The organism is Actinosynnema sp. NPDC020468 (assembly GCF_040642015.1).
Classification (GTDB): domain Bacteria; phylum Actinomycetota; class Actinomycetes; order Mycobacteriales; family Pseudonocardiaceae; genus Actinosynnema.
In genome coordinates, this window is record NZ_JBFAEO010000067.1 from 23146 (window position 1) to 41361 (window position 18216).

General features: G+C 72.7%; 15 protein-coding genes. 6 read left to right on the forward strand and 9 right to left on the reverse strand.

Annotated elements, in window-relative coordinates:
- The first annotated feature begins 53 nt into the window (after positions 1–53).
- Positions 54–1217: a cytochrome P450 gene (locus AB0G50_RS32770; RefSeq protein WP_360116779.1), complete on the forward strand. Its 1164-nt coding sequence runs from the start codon at positions 54–56 to the stop codon at positions 1215–1217.
- A gap of 48 nt (positions 1218–1265) precedes the next feature.
- On the opposite strand, the gene AB0G50_RS32775 is transcribed toward AB0G50_RS32770, so the two are convergent.
- The 3 genes from AB0G50_RS32775 to AB0G50_RS32785 form a co-directional block, all read right to left on the reverse strand.
- Positions 1266–2069: an ABC transporter ATP-binding protein gene (locus AB0G50_RS32775; protein WP_360116782.1), complete on the reverse strand. Its 804-nt coding sequence runs from the start codon at positions 2067–2069 to the stop codon at positions 1266–1268.
- Positions 2070–2271: 202 nt separating this feature from the next.
- Positions 2272–2469, reverse strand: a complete 198-nt coding sequence (locus tag AB0G50_RS32780) for an MbtH family protein (protein WP_360116785.1) — start codon at positions 2467–2469, stop codon at positions 2272–2274.
- A gap of 84 nt (positions 2470–2553) precedes the next feature.
- The gene (locus tag AB0G50_RS32785; RefSeq protein WP_360116788.1) at positions 2554–3879 is read right to left on the reverse strand and encodes a lysine N(6)-hydroxylase/L-ornithine N(5)-oxygenase family protein; all 1326 of its coding nucleotides are present in this window, start codon (positions 3877–3879) and stop codon (positions 2554–2556) included.
- Positions 3880–4159: 280 nt separating this feature from the next.
- On the opposite strand from AB0G50_RS32785, the gene AB0G50_RS32790 reads away from it, so the two are divergent.
- Positions 4160–4792 carry an MBL fold metallo-hydrolase gene (locus tag AB0G50_RS32790; protein ID WP_360116791.1) on the forward strand — a complete coding sequence of 211 codons (633 nt, stop codon included), beginning with the start codon at positions 4160–4162 and terminating at the stop codon, positions 4790–4792.
- Positions 4793–4813: 21 nt separating this feature from the next.
- Here the strand turns inward: AB0G50_RS32790 and AB0G50_RS32795 are convergent, their stop codons facing one another.
- From AB0G50_RS32795 to pcaH, 5 genes are all read right to left on the reverse strand, one after another.
- On the reverse strand, positions 4814–5053 hold the full coding sequence (locus AB0G50_RS32795; RefSeq protein WP_360116794.1) for a hypothetical protein: 240 nt from the start codon (positions 5051–5053) through the stop codon (positions 4814–4816).
- A gap of 261 nt (positions 5054–5314) precedes the next feature.
- Entirely contained in the window at positions 5315–5671 is a 357-nt protein-coding gene (pcaC, locus tag AB0G50_RS32800; RefSeq protein WP_360116797.1) for a 4-carboxymuconolactone decarboxylase, read from the reverse strand.
- A complete protein-coding gene (gene pcaD, locus AB0G50_RS32805) occupies positions 5668–6405 on the reverse strand; it encodes a 3-oxoadipate enol-lactonase (protein ID WP_360116800.1) in 738 nt (245 codons plus the stop codon). Before pcaD ends, pcaC begins: the two co-directional genes overlap by 4 nt.
- 21 nt (positions 6406–6426) lie before the next feature.
- Entirely contained in the window at positions 6427–6993 is a 567-nt protein-coding gene (gene pcaG, locus AB0G50_RS32810) for a protocatechuate 3,4-dioxygenase subunit alpha (RefSeq protein WP_360116803.1), read from the reverse strand.
- Positions 6986–7714 (reverse strand): protocatechuate 3,4-dioxygenase subunit beta, encoded by a 729-nt coding sequence (gene pcaH, locus AB0G50_RS32815; protein WP_360116806.1) that lies wholly within the window; start codon positions 7712–7714, stop codon positions 6986–6988. Before pcaH ends, pcaG begins: the two co-directional genes overlap by 8 nt.
- Positions 7715–7934: 220 nt before the next feature.
- Here pcaH and AB0G50_RS32820 point away from each other — a divergent pair, with 220 nt between their 5' ends.
- The 3 genes from AB0G50_RS32820 to AB0G50_RS32830 all read left to right on the forward strand — a co-directional run bounded on the left by AB0G50_RS32820 (position 7935) and on the right by AB0G50_RS32830 (position 12224).
- The gene (locus tag AB0G50_RS32820) at positions 7935–9509 is read left to right on the forward strand and encodes a DUF4331 domain-containing protein (RefSeq protein ID WP_360116809.1); all 1575 of its coding nucleotides are present in this window, start codon (positions 7935–7937) and stop codon (positions 9507–9509) included.
- A gap of 61 nt (positions 9510–9570) precedes the next feature.
- Positions 9571–10848, forward strand: a complete 1278-nt coding sequence (locus tag AB0G50_RS32825; RefSeq protein WP_360116812.1) for a tetratricopeptide repeat protein — start codon at positions 9571–9573, stop codon at positions 10846–10848.
- Entirely contained in the window at positions 10845–12224 is a 1380-nt protein-coding gene (locus AB0G50_RS32830; protein WP_360116815.1) for a High-affinity nickel-transporter, read from the forward strand. Before AB0G50_RS32825 ends, AB0G50_RS32830 begins: the two co-directional genes overlap by 4 nt.
- Positions 12225–12233: 9 nt before the next feature.
- On the opposite strand, the gene AB0G50_RS32835 is transcribed toward AB0G50_RS32830, so the two are convergent.
- On the reverse strand, positions 12234–13625 hold the full coding sequence (locus AB0G50_RS32835) for a SpoIIE family protein phosphatase (RefSeq protein ID WP_360116818.1): 1392 nt from the start codon (positions 13623–13625) through the stop codon (positions 12234–12236).
- Between the two features lie 151 nt (positions 13626–13776).
- Between AB0G50_RS32835 and AB0G50_RS32840 the strand changes: the two genes are divergently transcribed.
- The gene (locus AB0G50_RS32840; protein ID WP_360116824.1) at positions 13777–18210 is read left to right on the forward strand and encodes a HAMP domain-containing protein; all 4434 of its coding nucleotides are present in this window, start codon (positions 13777–13779) and stop codon (positions 18208–18210) included.
- Positions 18211–18216: the final 6 nt, after the last annotated feature.

Sequence of the window (18216 nt, forward strand, 5' to 3'; positions counted from 1 at the left end):
TAACACACTCGCGGTGATTCCGTGCGGCCCATTCCGCGGGTAGTCTCGATCGGGTGGAGTACCCGTTCGCGCGTGAGCCCGGTTTCACCCCTCCGGAGGAGTTCGCGCGGTTGCGCGAGCAGTGCCCGGTGAGCGGCGTGCGGCTGCGGCACGGTCAGGACGCCCACCTGCTGACCCGGTACGCCGACGTCCGCGCGGTGCTGCGCGACCACGGCCGGTTCAGCTCGGACCCGTCGAGCCCCGGGTTCCCGCAGCTGCGCCCGGTGGTCGACCGCAAGGCCGCGCCCGGCTCGTTCCTGGTGCTCGACCCGCCCGAGCACACCCGGTTCCGGCGAATGGTGACCCGCGAGTTCACCGTGCGCCGGATGACCGCGCTGGAGCCGGCCGTCGACCGGATTGTCACCGAGCGCCTGGACGCGATGCTCGCCGAGGTCGAGCCCGACCTGGTGACGTCGTTCGCGCTGGCCCTGCCGTCGGACGTGATCTGCCTGCTGCTCGGCGTGCCGGCGCGGGACCAGGAGTTCTTCGCCACCCGCAGCCGCGCCCACCTCGACCGGTCGCTGTCCGCGGACAAGGTCGCGGAGGCGCTGGCCGAGCTGAACGCCTACCTGGCCGACCTGGTCCGCTCCCGCCGCGCCGACCCGCGCGACGACCTGGTCGGCAGGCTGCTGCGGGACTTCCCGGACCTGACCGACGAGGAGGCCGTCGGCGTCACGGTGCTGCTGCTCGTCGGCGGCCACGAGACGACCGCGAACACGATCGCGCTGTCCGTGCTGGCCCTCCAGGGCGACCCGTGGCGCGAGCTGGTCGCGAACCCGGCACTGGTCGACGGCGCGGTGGAGGAACTGCTGCGCTACCTCAGCCCGGTGCACAACGGCGTGGTCCGCGCGGTCACCGGCGAGGCCACCCTGTCCGACCACGACCTGCGCCCCGGCGACGGCGTGATCGCGTCGCTCTACGCGGCCAACCACGACCCCGAGGCGTTCCCCGACCCCGGCACCCTCGACGTGCACCGCGACGCCCGCGACCACCTGGCGTTCGGCGGCGGCGTGCACCACTGCGTCGGCCGCCTGCTGGCCCGCCTGGAACTCCGCGCCGCGCTGACCGCCCTGGTCACCCGGGTGCCGACGCTGCGCACGACCGCCACACCGGCCGAGGCCGCGTTCCGCTTCGACGCCCCGATCTACGGCCTGCGCGAACTCCGCGTCACCTGGTGACGGTCCGGGCACCGCCGACCGCCGTCCGCGACCCGCGCGGACGGAGCGTCACCTCGCGACCAACGCCTTGCGCCGCAACGGGACCACCAGCGGGGTGTCGGTCTCCGGGTCGTTGATCACCCGGCACGGCAGGCCGAACACGTCCTCGACCAGTTCCGCCGTCACCACGTCCGCCGGGTCGCCCTGCGCCACCACGCCCACGCCCGGCTTCATCGCGATCAGGTGGGTGGCGTACCGGCACGCCTGGTTGAGGTCGTGCAGCACCGCGACCAGCGTGTGCTTCCCGTCCTCGTGCAGGTCCGCGCACAGGTCCAGCACCTCGACCTGGTGCGCGATGTCGAGGAACGTCGTCGGCTCGTCGAGCAGCAGGATCGAGGTCTGCTGGGCGAGCACCATGGCGAGCCACACCCGCTGCCGCTGGCCGCCCGACAGCTCGTCCACCAGCCGGTCCGCGAGGTCCTGCACGTTGGTCAGCCGCATCGCCTCGCCGGTGACCGCCTCGTCCTCGGTCGACCACTGCCGCAGCATCCGCTGGTGCGGGTACCGGCCGCGGGCGACCAGCTCGGCGACCGTGATGCCGCCCGGCGCGATCGAGGACTGCGGCAGCAGGCCGAGCCTGCGGGCGACCTCCTTCGACTTGTACGACGAGATCGCCGCGCCGTCCAGGTACACCGCGCCCGCCGACGGCTTCAGCATGCGCGCCAACGCCTTCAGCACGGTCGACTTGCCGCACGCGTTGGGACCCACGATCACGGTGAACGACCCGTCCGGGATCTCCACGTCCAGCCCGGTCGCCACCACGCGCTCGTCGTAGCCGAGGGTCATCCCCTCGCCGCGCAACCTCGCCGTCATCGCCCGCTCCCCTTCCACCGCTCGCGGGCAACCGGCCACACGAGGTCCACAGCCTCCGCCCCGAACGGGGAACTCCTTGGCGCGCAACGCCGTCGTCGCGTCCGCCGTTAAGGCAAGGCTAACCGAAGCGGCTCCCCCTGCCACCACCCGCTCGCCCGGAAGCCGGAACCCCGGTCCCGGGCGAGCGCCGGCGCGCGACCGGTCAGGACCGCAGGCTCAGCGGCCGCAGGTCGGTCCAGTTCTGCTCGACGTAGGCGAGCGCCGCCTCGCGCGCGTCCGGCCCGAACACCGACGTCCAGCCGGCGGGCACCTCGGCGAACGAGGGCCACAGCGAGTGCTGACCCTCGTCGTTGACCAGGACCAGGAAGCGGCCCTCGGGGTCGTCGAAGGGGTTGGTCATGACTGATCCTCCTGTCTGTGGGCCGCGGCCCGCGTGGGTGTTGCCAGTGGACGCCGGGGCCGCGCCCCGTCCCTCCACAGTGGACTAGTGGGCCGACGACGCGGTGGTCGCGAAGTCCCGGGCCGCGGGCACCCGCGGCTCGCGCCGGTCGAGCACCGACTCCAGGATCTCGCCGACCCGGACCGAGGTGTTGGACAGCAACGACGACGAGATGCCGTGCGTGTGCTCGGTGCCGCCCTGGAGGTACAACCCGGCCAGCACGTGGTCGTCGGTGTCGAGCCGGTAGTCCCGACCGACCCGCAGCCGGTCGTGCTCGTCGCGCAGGCACCGGCCGGCCAGCTCGCCCAGCAGCGCGGTGGGGTCGGCCTCGCGGTAGCCCGTGGCGTACACGACCACGTCCGCGTCCAGCGTCTCCCGCTCGCCGGTGGCGAGCGACTCCACCGTCACCCGCACGCCGGCGGGGTGCTCGTCCACGCCCGCGACGTGCGAGAGGTTGATCATCCGCAGCCGCTCGCGACCGAGCACCTTCTCCCGGTACACCCGCCGGTACAGCTCGGCGATCAGGTCGTTGTCCACCACCGCGTAGTTGGTGTTGGAGTGGTACTCCATCAGCCGCCGCTTGACCTCGTCGGGCGCGCCGAAGTAGTCGTCCACCGCCGCCGGGTCGAAGATCCGGTTCGCGAACGGGCTGTCGTCGGCCGGGCTGTAGCCGTAGCGCGCGAAGACCGAGCACACCTCGGCGGCCGGGAAGCGCTCGTGCAGGAACGCCGTCACCTCGGCGCCGCTCTGCCCCGCGCCGACCACGACGAACCTCTTCGCCTCGGCGACCTCCTCCACCCGGTGCAGGAAGTCCCGGTTGTGCCACACCCGCCCGGACGCCTCGACACCCTCGGGGAGGTGGGGCCGCAGCCCGGTCGCCAGTACGAGGTTGCGTGCGCGGCGCACCTCGACCTCGCCGGACGGCGCGTGCGAGGTCACGTCGAAATGGGTCACCACGCCCTCCTCGACCACCGGCCGCACCGACACCACGTCCTGGCCGTAGGACACCAGGTCGTCCACCCGGCCGGCGGCCCACTCGAAGTAGTCGTGGAACTCGACGCGCAGCGGGAAGAGGTTCTTGTGGTTGATGAAGTCGACCAGCCGGCCCTTGTGGTGCAGGTAGCTCAGGAAGGTGAAGGTGCTGTTGGGGTTGCGCATCGTCACCAGGTCCTTGAGGAAGGACACCTGCATGGTCGCGTCGTCGATCAGCATGCCCCGATGCCAGCCGAAGTGGTGCTGGCGCTCCAGGAAGTGCGCGGTCACCACGTCTTCGGCGGTCGCGTTGTACTCGGTGACCGCGATCGCGAGCGCCAGGTTGGACGGCCCGAAGCCGACGCCGAGTACGTCGAAGACAGGTGGCTGCTGTGGCATGGCTGTCCTATCGGGTGCGACGTCTGGAGTGATCGAACTTTGGTTACCCTAACCTAACCAGCGTGCACACCGGGCGTGATCCGGACCTCTCGTTCGATTAGGCTAGCCTCACCTGACGTGCCGGGAAAGGTCGCACCGGGGCAATTCCCCCGCCGACCCGCGACCACCGCCTACGCCGAACGGCCGAGCACCCGCCCCGCCGGACCGTCCACTGTGGACCGGTTTCAGCCCGCGGCGAACCCGGGCCCGAGCCGGGATCGGCTCGCCTACGTTGGGGCGCATGGAGATCACCGAGGTGGTGCCGGGACTGGTGATGCTCACGTTCCCGGTCGGCCAGGCCTACGCGCTGCGCGGCGCCGACGGGTTGACCGTGATCGACACCGGTGTCGCCGGGCACGGCGCGGAGATCGCGGAGCTCGGCGACGTGCGGCGGATCGTGCTCACGCACTTCCACGAGGACCACACCGGCTCGGCGGCCGAACTGCGTGCGCTGACGGGCGCGCCGGTGTACGCGCACCGCGCCGAGGCGCCGTTCATCCGGGGCGAGGAACCCGGTCCGGCGCCGGTCGTGCCGCCCGAGGAGCGCGAGCTGTTCGACTCCGTCACCCCGCTCGTGCCGCCCGCGCCGCCGTCGCCGGTGGACGAGGAGCTGACCGAGGGCGACGTGCTCGCGGGCGCGACGGTGCTGCACGTGCCCGGCCACACGCCGGGCAGCATCGCGCTGCACGTGCCCGACCGGGGCGTGCTGTTCGTCGGCGACACGGTGGCCACGTGGGACGGCGCCGCCATCCCGGGCGTGTTCAACGTCGACCGGCCGCTGCTGGAGAAGTCCGCGCGGCGACTGCTCGACCTCGACCCGCGCGTGCTGTGCGTGGGCCACGGTCGGCCGCTGGTCACGCCGGACGCCCGCTGAACGACGTCCGGTCACGAGGGGTCAGGCGAGCATGGCGCGCCCCTCGGGGGTCAGCTCGGCGGGCACCCACTGGCCCACCTCGTTGGTCAGGGCCGCCTGGAGCAACCCGGCGTGGGCCAGGTCGCGCACCGAGGACTGGTCGCAGCAGAGCAACCCGTCCACCCGCAGGTCGGGCTCCCGGCTCCGGGTGACCTCGGCGCGCCCCGCCGCGATCGCCCTGAGCAGTGCCCGCGCCCGATGGGAGAGTTCGTCGTCGTCCATGTTGTTCACCGTTGTTCGCAAGGGTGGTTCACGGTGCATATCGCCACGACCCGCCGAAGTCTTACTCCGCGGTCTCCCGTGCGTGAGCGCACGCGGGCGGCACCGGTCGCGGGTCCGCCCGACCCGCGCCGAGCCGCACGACCGGCTCGCCGCGCCGGGCATTCCGGGCGAACCGGGCGGGAACGTCACCACCCGGGGGCGCCACCCGGTCCGCACACCGCGCTCGCGCCGGTCCGACCCGGCGTCCGAGGTGGACTCGGGTCAGTCGCCCGACAGCACCCGCTGCGCCACCGCGAACGCCCGGTTCGCGGCCGGCACCCCCGCGTAGACACCCACCTGGAGCAGCACTTCCTTGATCTCGTCCGCGGTCACCCCGTTGCGCAGCGCGGCGCGGACGTGCATGGCCAACTCCGCCTCGTGACCGAGGGTCGCGAGCATGGCCAGCGTGATGCAGGACCGGGTCCGCCGGTCCAGGCCCGGCCTGGTCCAGATCTCGCCCCACGCGTAGCGGGTGATCAGGTCCTGGAAGTCGGAGGTGAACCCGTCGGTGCGCTCGACCGCGCGGTCGACGTGGTCGTCGCCCAGCACCTCGCGGCGCACCCTCATGCCGTCGTTCATCTGCCCACCAGGTGGTCGTGGAGGATCCCGGTCACGTCGTCGGCGGCTTCCACGTTCGCCAGGTGGGCCGCCTCCACCACGTGCAGCGCCGCGCCCGGCACCACGTCGGCGATGGCGCGCAACGACTCCGGCGGTGTCGCCAGGTCGTGCCTGCCCGCGACGAGGACCGTCGGCGCCTCGATCGCGGGCAGCACCGGGCGCAGGTCCAGCGCCGCCAGCGCCTCGCAGCACCCGGCGTAGCTCTCGTCGTCCACAGTGGACAACCCGGCCTCGTGGGCCGCCGTGGGGTGACCGGGGGTGAACCACCGGGACACCACCTGCGCGGCGATCGAGGCGGTGCCGTGCGCGCGCACCGTCGCGGCCCGCTCCAGCCACGGGCGCGCGGTCGGGAACACCGCGGTGGTGCACACCAGGCCGAGCCGGTCGACGCGTTCCGGCGCGTGCCCGGCCAGCCACATGCCGACCATGCCGCCCAGCGACACCCCGCAGTAGGACACCCGCGCGAACCCCAGGTGGTCGAGCAGCTCCAGCACGTCCTCCGCGAGGTCGTCCAGCCGGAACGGGCCGGTCGCGGGCGCGCTGCCGCCGTGGCCGCGGTGGTCGTAGCGCAGCACCCGGAAATCCCGCTCGAACACCGGCAACTGGGCGTCCCACAGCGCCGTGGTGGTGCCCAGCGAGTTGCCGAGCACCAGCACCGGCGCGTCCGGCGGACCGCTCAGCACGTGGTGGATCACCGCTCGCCCCTCCCGGAGCCCTCAGAGGTCGAAGAAGACGGTTTCACGCTCACCCTGGAGGTGCACGTCGAAGTGGTAGCCGTCCCCGGTGTGCGCGGCGACCAGGGTCGCACGCTCCGGGGCGGTCAGGGCGAGGAGCACCGGGTCGGCCGCGTTGGCCGCCTCGTCCGGGAAGTAGATCCGGGTCACCAGCCGGACCAGCATGCCGCGGCAGAACACCGACACGTTCAGGTGCGGCGCCTCCTGCCCGCCCTCGGACACCGGCAGCGCACCGGGTTTCACGGTCAGCACGCCCCACCGCCCCTCGGGGTCGGTCGCGCTGCGGCCGAAACCGCGGAAGCCCTCGCGCCGCACCGCGCCGCGCGGGTCGTCGGGGTGGTCGAACCGGCCGTCCGGGTCGGCCTGCCAGGTTTCCACGACCGCGTCGGGCACCGGCACGCCCGCGCCGTCGAGCACCCGGCCGGTCACCCACACCGCGCCGGGCGTGCCCTCGGGCACCACGAACGCGCCGTCGGCCCAGTCCAGGCCGTGCGCGAAGAACGGGCCGACGGTCTGCGACGGCGTGGTCTGGAGCGTCGGCTCAGTCATCGTCGTCGTCCTCGTTCTCCAGCGGCGTCGGGTTCTTGCCCCGCAGCACGATGTCCCAGCGGAAGCCCAGCGCCCACTCGGGCACCGTCGAGGCCAGGTCGAACGTCGCGATCATGGCCTGGCGGGCCCGCTCGTCGCGCACCGAGTTGAAAATGGGGTCCTGGAAGAACAGCGGGTCGCCCGGGAAGTACATCTGGGTGATCAGCCGCTGGGTGAACGCGGTGCCGAACAGCGAGAAGTGGATGTGCGCGGGCCGCCACGCGTTGTCGTGGTTGCGCCACGGGTACGCGCCGGGCTGGATCGTGGTGAACGTGTAGTTGCCGCCGGCGTCGGTCAGCGTCCGGCCGACGCCGGCGAAGTTCGGGTCCAGCGGCGCCGGGTGCCGGTCGCCGTCGTGCCGGTAGCGACCACCCGCGTTGGCCTGCCAGACCTCGACCAGCGCGTGCGGCACCGGTCGGCCGTCGCCGTCGAGCACCCGGCCGCTGACGACGATGCGCTGACCCTGCGGTTCGCCCGGGTGGCCCGCGGTGAGGTCGTTGTCGGTGGGGCCGACGCGCTCCTCTCCCAGCAGCGGACCGGTGATCTCGCCCAGCCGCTGCGGCAGCAGGGTCAGCGGGCGGCGCGGCGTGCGCAGGGCGTTGGACCGGTAGTCGGGCCAGGCGAGCGGCGGGTGCGACGCGGTGTCCCGGCGGTAGTCCGGGGTGGTCGTGTCCAGTGGCACGGCGTCCCTCCTCGTCCCGGAGCGGGTCCCCGGGCCCGGGGAACGCTAGGAACCGGTGTCCCCGCCGGTCAACGGCCGATTCCACTGAGCGGAAGGGCAGTCCGAACCCCTGGGTTCTGAACCGGACCACCGCGCCGGCCGGTATTCCGGGTGTCCTCTCCCGCGTCCGGACGCCACGCCGACCGCGTTCCGCCGGGTCACCGCCCCGAAGGGATCGAGCATGTCCGCACCGCTCACCGCGCGCCGGGCCACCAGGGTCGGCGCCGCGCTGGCCGCCGTCGGCGCCACCGCGGTGGCCGCCGGCCTGTTCGGCGCGCCGGCCGGCGCGTCGAGCCACCGCGAGGCGCCGCTGATCGCCGGCGACCCCGCCGTGGACAACACCGACCTGTACGCGTTCGTCAGCCCCGACCACCCGGACACCGTGACGCTGATCGCGAACGTCTCGCCGTTCCAGGAACCCAACGGGGGTCCCGACTTCTTCCCCTTCGCCACCGACGCCCGGTACGACCTGAACGTCGACAACGACGGCGACGCGAAGGCCGACCTGACCTACCGGTTCACCTTCAAGACCGAGGACCGGCGCGGCAAGGCCACGTTCCTCTACAGCAGCGGACCGGTGACGTCGCTGGACGACGAGAACCTGCTGTTCCGCCAGACCTACTCGCTCGACGTGCTCGACGGTCGCGGCAACGCGCGGAACCTGGTGCGCGGCGCCAAGGTCGCGCCGTCGAACACCGGGCCGAAGTCGATGCCCGACTACACCCGGTTGCGGGACCAGGCGATCACCGCGATCCCCGGCGGCGCGAAGGCCTACGTCGGCCAGGCCGACGACCCGTTCTTCGCCGACCTGCGGGTGTTCGACCTGCTCTACGGCGGCGACCTGTCCGAGGTCGGTCAGGACACGCTGAAGGGCTACAACGTCAACACGATCGCCCTCCAGGTGCCGCGGAAGTGGGTGGCGCTCAAGGGGGACGAGAAGCGCAACCCGGTGATCGGGGTGTGGGCGGACACCGAGCGCCGCTCGCTCGAGCGCAGCCCCGGCAAGCACGAGGCGCGCGGCGAGTGGGTGCAGGTGTCGCGGCTGGGCAACCCGCTGGTGAACGAGGTGGTCGTGCCCGCCGGGTTGAAGGACCGGTTCAACGCGCTGACGCCCGACCAGGACGGCAAGGTGGAGGAACTCGTCGCCCGGGTGACCGACCCCGAGGTGCCGCGACTGGTCGAGTCGATCTACAAGATCCCGGCGCCCAAGGGAAAGCGGGACGACCTGGCCGAGATCTTCCTGACCGGCATCACCACCAAGGCGGGCGGTCCGGTCAAGGCCGACCTGAACTCCCAGCTGGACAACCAGGACGTCGACCGGCGGAAGTTCACGCCGTCCGAGCAGCTCCGGCTGAACACCGCCGTCGCGCCGGCCGGCGAGCCGAACCGGCTGGGCGTGCTGGTGCAGGACAACCAGGGCTTCCCCAACGGGCGACGGCTCGGCGACGACGTGCTGGACATCGGGTTGCAGGCCCTCGAGGGCGCGGCCGTCAACGGTGTCGTGCAGGCGCTCGCGGCCGGCGACAAGGTCGACGCCAACGAGAACGCGTTCGGCACGACGTTCCCCTACGTGGCGCTGCCGAACAACACCGCGGTCAACGCCGGCGCCACGGCGGTGGCCATCGAGCCGACGGCGGGTGCGTCCGGTCTTCCGACCACCACGCTGTTGGGCGGGTCGCTCGCGGTCCTGCTCATCGGCGCCGGCGCGTGGGTGCTGCGGCACCGCGCCGGCGCGCAGGCCTCTCCCACCGAGTGACCCCGGTCGAACCCCCGGTTGCCCGTCGCCCGGGGGTTCGACCCCCTCCCGCGGAGGAACCATGTCGAAACTCCTCGCGGTCGCCGCCCTCGCGGCCGGCGCCGCGCTGCTCGTCTCGCTCCCGTCCGCCCCGGACACCCCCCGGACACCGGCACCGGTCGGGGTCGCGGCGGAAACCTCGTTGCACCGCAGCATCTCCGCCGCCCAGGCCCGGTTGCGCCGCACACCCGCCGACTTCACCACGTGGGCCGCGCTGGGCTCGGCGTACGTGGAGCAGGCCAGGGTGACCGGCGACCCGGCGTACTACGCGAAGGCGCAGGGCGCGCTGGAGACGTCGCTGCGGCACGGTCCGGACAACGGCTGGGCGCTGATCGGACTCGGCGCGCTGGCCAACGCCCGGCACGACTTCGCGACCGCCCGCGACCTGGCGCAGCGCGCCGTCACCGCGCTGCCGGACACCGCGTCGGCGCGCGGCGTGCTGGCGGACGCGACGACCCAGCTGGGCGCCGCGGCCGAGGCGACCGAGGCCGTGCAGCGGATGCTGGACCTCGAACCCGGCGTGCCGTCGTTCACCCGCGCCGCCTACGACCTGGAGCAGCACGGCCGGGTCGACGCCGCCCGGGAAGCCCTGGAGCGCGCGCTGGAGGCGTCGGTCGCGCCGTCGGACGTGGTGTTCTGCCGCTACCACCTGGGCGAGCTGGCGTTCGACAACGGCGACCCGGAGGAGGCCGCCCGGCAGTACGACGCGGGCCTGTCGGCCGACCCGCGCGACGTGACCCTCCTCCAGGGCAAGGCGAAGGTCGCCGCCGCGGCCGGCCGGTGGGACGACGCGCTCGCCGGCTACCACGACCTGGTCGACCGCGTCCCGCTGCCGCAGTACCGGCACGAGTACGCGAACCTGCTCCGCGCCTCGGGTCGCGGCGCCGAGGCGGCCGAGCAGTTCTCCTTGCTGGACAAGCAGTTCGCCCTGATCGCGGCGGCCGGTGGCCAGGACGACCTGACCGCGTCGGCGGTCGCGGCGGACCGGGGCGACGCGGCCGCCGCGCTGACCCTGGCCTCCGCCGAGTGGTCCCGCCGCCACCACCCGCTGGTCGCCGACGCGCTGGCGTGGGCACTGCACCTCCACGGCCGGGACGCCGAGGCGCTGGACCTGGCCGAGGTGGCCGCGTCCTCGGGCTGGCGCAACGCGGTGTTCGCGTTCCACCGGGGCACCGTCCTCGCCGCGCTGGGCCGTCGCGCGGAGGCCGCGACGGCGCTGGACACCGCGCTCGCGATCAACCCGCACTTCTCGTTCACCGACGCGGGCGCGGCCCGGGCGACCCTGGCGGGGTTGCGGTGATCCGACTGCTGGTCGTGGTCCTCGGGGTGGCGCTCGGCGTGCTGCTGACCCCGTCGAAGGCGTCGGCGCACCCGCTGGGCGACTTCACGGTGAACCACTACCACGGGGTGACCGTGCGACCGGACCGCGTCGACGTGCGCGCGATCGTCGACCTCGCCGAGATACCGACCCTCCAGGAACACCCGTCCACAGTGGACGGATACGCCGACCGCGAGTGCGCGGAGGTGGCGCGGACGACGGGCGTCGAGGTGGACGGCCGGTCGACGCCTGCCCGCGTGCGCTCGGCCGTGCTGGAGTCCCCGGTCGGCCAGGCCGGGTTGCCCACCACGCGGCTCACCTGCGCGCTGGAGGTGCCGGCGTCCGGCGGTCGGATCGTGGTGCGCGACTCCTACCGGCCGGACCGGATCGGGTGGCGGGAGATGACCGCGGCGGGCGCCGGGGTGACGATCACCTCGTCGGCGCCGACCGCCAGCGTCAGCGGCGAGTTGCGGGCGTACCCGGACGACCTGCTCGCCGACCCGCCGGACGTGCGCGAGGTGGCGCTGACCGCGACACCGGGCGGTTCCACGCCGGCCGGCACCCCGGGCGGTGCCGAGGACTCCCTGCTGACGAAGGCGACCAAGGCGTTCACCGGGCTGGTCGGCGACCGCGACCTGACCCCGTGGGTGGGGATTTTGGCCGTGCTGCTGGCTTTGCTGCTCGGCGCGTCGCACGCCGCGCTGCCCGGGCACGGCAAGACGGTGATCGCGGCGTACCTCGCCGGACGCGCGGGCACGCCGAGGGACGCGCTGGTGGTCGGCGCGACCGTCACCCTCACCCACACCGCGGGCGTGCTGGTGCTGGGTCTGGTGATCAGCGCGTCGAGCACGTTGGCGGGCGAGTCGGCGCTGCGCTGGCTCGGCGTGGCGAGCGGCGCGCTGGTGGCCGCGGTGGGCGCGTTCCTGGTCGTCACCACGGTCCGCCGCACCCGCGACACCGCCGCACCCGGCTCCGGCCACGAACGCGGGCACGGTCATGGCCACGGGCACGGCACCGCGCTCGGCCACGGGCATGGGCACGGGCACCGGCTGCACCGGGCCGGGTTGGTGGGCATGGGTGTGGCGGGCGGGTTGGTGCCCAGCCCGTCCGCGCTCGTGGTCCTGCTCGGCGCGATCGCGTTGGGCCGCACGTGGTTCGGCGTGCTGCTGGTCCTCGGCTACGGGCTCGGCATGGCCGTCACGCTGACCGCCGTCGGCCTCCTGCTGGTCCGGCTGCGCGACCGGCTGCACGCCGTCGAGCGCTTCCGCGACCGGTTCACCGCCCTGCCCGCGCTCACCGCGTCCCTGGTGCTCGTGGTCGGACTCGGCCTGACCGTCCGCTCGGCGGTGTCGATCTAGAAGGTCGACCTAGGGGTCGGCCTGCACGACGAGCATGGTCAGGTCGTCGTGCTCCGCCGCGCCCAGCCAGGAGAACACCACCCGCCGCACGTGCTCGGCGACCGCCTCGGCGGGCAGCCCGACGCACTCGGCCAGCGCCGCCTTCAACCGGGCGTCGCCGAACAGCTCCTGCCGGTCCGCCGCCGCCCGCGCCTCGGTCACCCCGTCGCTGTAGAGCAGCAGCGTCTCGCCCGGCGCGAGCATCACGGTCGTCTGCTGGAACCGCACCTCCGGCAGCACGCCGACGATCCCGCCGTGCACCGCCACCTCGTCGACCCGCCCGCCGGACCGCAGCACCAGCGGCGCCGGGTGCCCGCCCGCGGCCAGCGCCAGCCGCAACCCGCCCGCCTGCACCGGAACCAGCGTGCCGACCACGAGCGTGGTGAACAGCCTGCTGCCCGCCGCGCGCAACGCCGCGTCCAGCAGGGTCAGCAGCTGCGCCGGCCGCTGCTCGACCAGCAGCAGCGTGTGCAGGCTCTGCCGCACCCGACCGCTGTGCGCGGCCGCCTCCAACCCGTTGCCCGCCACGTCGCCCAGCACGAACGCCGCGCTGCCGTCCTCGCGCGGGTGCACGTCGTAGAAGTCACCGCCGATCAACGCCTTGCGGTGGGCCGGTTCGAACACCCGCGCCAACCGCACGCCCGCTACGTCCGGCAGCGGCGCGGGCAGCAGGTTCGCCCGCAGCGCCTCCACGGTCCGCTCCTGCTCGCTGAACCGGGTCGCCGCGTCCAGCGCCGCCGCGGCCCGCTCGGCGAACCGCTCCAACAGCTCCAGGTGCCGCGGCCCGCCGAAGCACACCAGCGCGCCACCGCCGACCAGCGGCACCGCGAGACCCGCGGTCGACGTGCCGCCGGGCAGCGTCCACGGCCCGTCGCCGTCCGCCGCCAGCTCGCGCGCCGGGCCGCCGTCCAGCACGTCCAGCAGCGCCTTGCCCGCCACCTGCCGGGTGGTCCGGGACACCGACACCTCGCCGCCGGGCGTGCGCCGCCACCACTCCAGCCGCCCGCGCGCGCCGGGCACGATCACGACCGGGTGATCCGCGGGCGCGAGTTCGACCACGGTCCGCAGCGCCTCGGCCCGGTCCGCCAGCACGGCCAGCCGCTGCGACGCCCGCTCCAGGAAGTCCTCGGTGCCCTTGAACCACGCGGTCCACCCGCCGCCCAGGTCCTGCCGCCGACCGCCGGGAACCGACGGCGTGCCCGGCCGCGCGTCCGGGAACAGCACCGCCGCCAGCGGGTTCACCAGCCGCACGACCCCGTCCGGGTCCAGCACGACGACGGCCTCGTGGAAGCCGTCCACGAGCCTGCGCCAGGAGGACAGGTCGAGGACCGCGTCGGCGCCCTGCCGGTAGCCCTGGGCCATCTCGGCTCCCTGCGTGTCGGGTCGACCCCAACCTATCGGACAAGGTGACCACAACAGTGGCAGGCTTGGGTCGGTTCCGCTGACATCGGAGGTTCGCGTGACGACCGCGCAGGACGACACGGACGTGACACTGGACCGCTTGCTGACCGCGATGCGCGAGATGCGGGACGGCAACTTCCGACGCCGCCTCGCCGTGCCGCGGGACGGCCGGGCGGCCGAACTCGCCGAGCTGTACAACGAGATAGCCGAGCGCAACCAGTGGCTCGTCGGCGAACTGGTCCGGGTGCGCCAGGCGGTCGGCCAGGAGGGCAGGCTCGGCGAGCGGCTCGCGCCCGGCGGCGGCGCGTTCGGCTGGGAGATGGCCACCGACGCGGTCAACGGCCTGGTCGAGGACCTGACCCGACCCACCGCCGAGCTGAGCCGGGTGCTCGCCGCGGTGGCCGAGGGCGACCTGTCCCAGGAGATCACGGTGACCGCGCGCGGCGAGGTCGCGAACCTGGTCGACAGCTTCAACTCGATGACCGCGACCCTGCGCACGTTCGCGGGCGAGGTCACCCGGGTGGCGCGCGAGATCGGCACCGACGGCCGGTTGGGCGGTCAGGCGGCGGTGCCGGGCGTGGCGGGCACCTGGAAGGACCTGACCGACTCGGTCAACTTCATGTCCGACAACCTCACCGCGCAGGTCCGCGACATCGCCCAGGTCGCGACGGCGGTGGCGCAGGGCGACCTCTCGCAGAAGATCACCGTGACGGTGGCGGGCGAGATGCTGGAGCTCAAGGCGACCGTGAACACGATGGTCGACCAGCTGTCGTCGTTCGCGGACGAGGTCACCCGCGTCGCCCGCGAGGTCGGCACGGACGGCCGGCTCGGCGGCCAGGCCCAGGTGCCCGGCGTCGCCGGAACCTGGCGCGACCTCACCGACAACGTCAACTTCATGGCGAACAACCTGACCTCCCAGGTCCGCAACATCGCCCAGGTGGCGACGGCGGTCGCGCAGGGCGACCTGACCCGGCAGATCACCGTGGACGCGTCCGGCGAGATCCTGGAGTTGAAGAACACCATCAACACCATGGTCGACCAGCTCTCGTCCTTCGCCGCGGAGGTCACCCGCGTCGCCCGCGAGGTCGGCACCGACGGGCGGCTGGGCGGCCAGGCGCAGGTGTCCGGGGTGGCCGGGACGTGGCGCGACCTCACCGACTCGGTCAACTTCATGGCCGGCAACCTCACCTCCCAGGTCCGCAACATCGCCCAGGTGACGACGGCGGTCGCGCAGGGCGACCTGTCGCAGAAGATCGACGTCGACGCGCGGGGCGAGATCCTCCAGCTCAAAACCACCATCAACACCATGGTCGACCAGCTCTCGTCCTTCGCCGCCGAGGTCACCCGCGTCGCCCGCGAGGTCGGCAGCGACGGGCGGCTGGGCGGCCAGGCCCAGGTGCCCGGCGTCGCCGGAACCTGGCGCGACCTCACCGACTCCGTCAACTTCATGGCCGGCAACCTCACCTCCCAGGTCCGCAACATCGCCCAGGTCGCGACGGCGGTGGCGCGCGGCGACCTGTCGCAGAAGATCACCGTCAACGCGCGCGGCGAGATCCTGGAGCTCAAGGACACCATCAACACGATGGTCGACCAGCTCTCCGCGTTCGCGGACGAGGTCACCCGGGTGGCCCGCGAGGTCGGCACCGACGGGCGACTGGGCGGCCAGGCCCAGGTGCCCGGCGTCGCCGGAACCTGGCGCGACCTCACCGACTCCGTCAACTTCATGGCGAACAACCTGACCGCGCAGGTCCGATCGATCGCCCAGGTCACCACGGCGGTCGCGGGCGGCGACCTGTCGCAGAAGATCACCGTGGACGCGCGCGGCGAGATCCTCGAGCTGAAGTCGACCATCAACACGATGGTCGACCAGCTGTCCTCGTTCGCCGACGAGGTCACCCGCGTCGCCCGCGAGGTCGGCACGGACGGCCGGCTCGGCGGTCAGGCGCGGGTGCCGGGGGTGACCGGCGCGTGGAAGGACCTCACGGACAACGTGAACGTCATGGCGGACAACCTGTCCACCCAGGTGCGGTCCATCGCGGCGGTGGCGACGGCGGTCGCGGGCGGCGACCTGTCCAAGAAGATCACCGTCGAGGCCAAGGGCGAGGTCGCGGCGCTCGCCGACACGATCAACGGCATGGTCGACACGCTGCTGGCGTTCGCCGACGAGGTCACGCGGGTGTCCCGCGAGGTCGGCACCGAGGGCATCCTCGGCGGGCAGGCGCGGGTGCCGAACGTGGCGGGCACCTGGAAGGACCTGACCGAGAACGTCAACTTCATGGCGAACAACCTGACCTCGCAGGTGCGCAACATCGCCCAGGTGACCACGGCGGTCGCGCAGGGCGACCTGACGAGCAAGATCGACGTCGACGCGCGCGGCGAGATCCTCGAGCTCAAGACCACCATCAACACCATGGTCGACCAGCTCTCGGCGTTCGCCGCGGAGGTCACGCGCGTGGCGCGCGAGGTCGGCAGCGAGGGCCGGCTCGGCGGGCAGGCCGAGGTCGAGGGCGTGTCGGGTACCTGGAAGCGGTTGACCGAGAACGTCAACGAGCTGGCCGGGAACCTGACCCGGCAGGTGCGGGCGATCGCCGTGGTGGCGACGGCGGTGACCGCGGGCGACCTGACCCGGCAGATCACCGTGGACGCGTCCGGCGAGGTCGCCGACCTGAAGGACAACATCAACCGGATGATCGGCAACCTGAAGGCGTCGACGCGCGCCAACCAGGAGCAGGACTGGTTGAAGACCAACCTGGCCCGGTTGTCCGGCCAGATGCAGGGCCACCGCGACCTGCACGCCATGGCGTCGCTGGTGATGAGCGAGCTGACGCCGCTGGTGTCGGCGCAGCACGGCGCGTTCTTCCTGGTGGACGGCGTGTCCGACGCGCTGGAGCTGACCGCGACGTACGGGTACCAGCCGCGCGGCGGCCGCCCGGCGCGGTTCGCCCGCGGCGAGGCGCTCATCGGCCAGGTGGCGGCGGAGAAGAAGACGGTGCTGGTGACCGACGTCCCGCCGGGATACCTGGAGGTCGGCTCGGGTCTGGGCGCGGCGCCGCCCGCGAATTTGGTGATCCTGCCGGTGGTGTTCCAGGGCGAAACGCTCGGCGTGATCGAGCTGGGTTCGTTCGGCGAGTTCACCGAGGTCCACCTGGACCTGTTGGACCAGCTGAAGGAGAACATCGGCGTCAACGTGAACACCATGCTGGCCAACGCCCGCACCGACAGCCTGCTGGTCGAGTCGCAGCGCCTGACCGAGGAGCTGCGCGCGGGCTCGGTCGAACTGGAGGCCCGCGCGCGGCAGCTGTCGTCGGCGTCGAAGTACAAGTCCGAGTTCATGGCGAACATGTCGCACGAACTGCGCACGCCGCTGAACTCGTTGCTGATCCTGGCGAAACTGCTGGCGGACAACCTGGACGGCAACCTGAACCCGAAGCAGGTGGAGTTCGCCCGCACCATCCACTCGTCGGGAACGGACCTGCTCCAGCTGATCGACGACATCCTGGACCTGACGAAGGTCGAGTCGGGCCACATGCAGGTCCAGTCGGACTCGGTCCAGCTGTCCGACCTGGTGGGCTACGTGGAGACGATCACCCTGCCACTCGCGGCGGAGAAGGGCCTGGACTTCGACGTCACGGTGGGTCCGGACGTGCCGTCCACCCTGCACACCGACGAACACCGCCTCCAGCAGATCCTGCGGAACCTGTTGTCCAACGCGGTGAAGTTCACCCACGACGGCGAGATCCGGCTGCTGATCAGGACGGCCGAGCACTCGGTGGCGTTCGACGTGCAGGACACGGGAATCGGGATCCCGGCGGAGAAGCTGTCGGTCATCTTCGAGGCCTTCCAACAGGCGGACGGCACCACGTCCCGCAAGTACGGCGGCACGGGCCTGGGCCTGTCGATCAGCCGGGAGCTGTCGACCCTGCTCGACGGCAGGCTGGACGTCCGCAGCGAACCGGGCGTGGGCTCGACCTTCACCCTGTACCTCCCGCTGGGCGACCAGACCCTGGTACCCCCGCCCGCGGAACCCCTGGCCCTACCGGAACTCCTCTCCCCGGTGGAGGACGAGGTGTCCACCCTGGTGGCCCCCACCGAACTCCCGCCGGCCCCGATGCGCTTCCACGGCGAGAAGGTCCTGATCGTCGACGACGACCTCCGCAACGTCTTCGCCCTGACGTCGGTCCTGGAACTGCACGGCCTCCAGGTCATCTACGCGGACAACGGCATCACGGGCGTCCGCGCCCTGGAGCAGTACGACGACGTGACCTTGGTCCTGATGGACATCATGATGCCGGAACTGGACGGAAACGCCACGATCTCGGCAATCCGAGCCATGTCGAGGTACGCGGACCTCCCGGTGATCGCGGTGACCGCGAAGGCGATGAAGGGGGACCGGGAAAAGTCACTGGCATCAGGCGCAACGGACTACGTGACCAAACCGGTGGACACCGACCACCTACTCCGCCTGATCGCCTTCTACTTGGGCCTGGACCAGGACTGCCACGGGCTGCCGCTGCCCGAGGAGGGCCTCGGCAGGCCCGCCCGGTGACCGGAC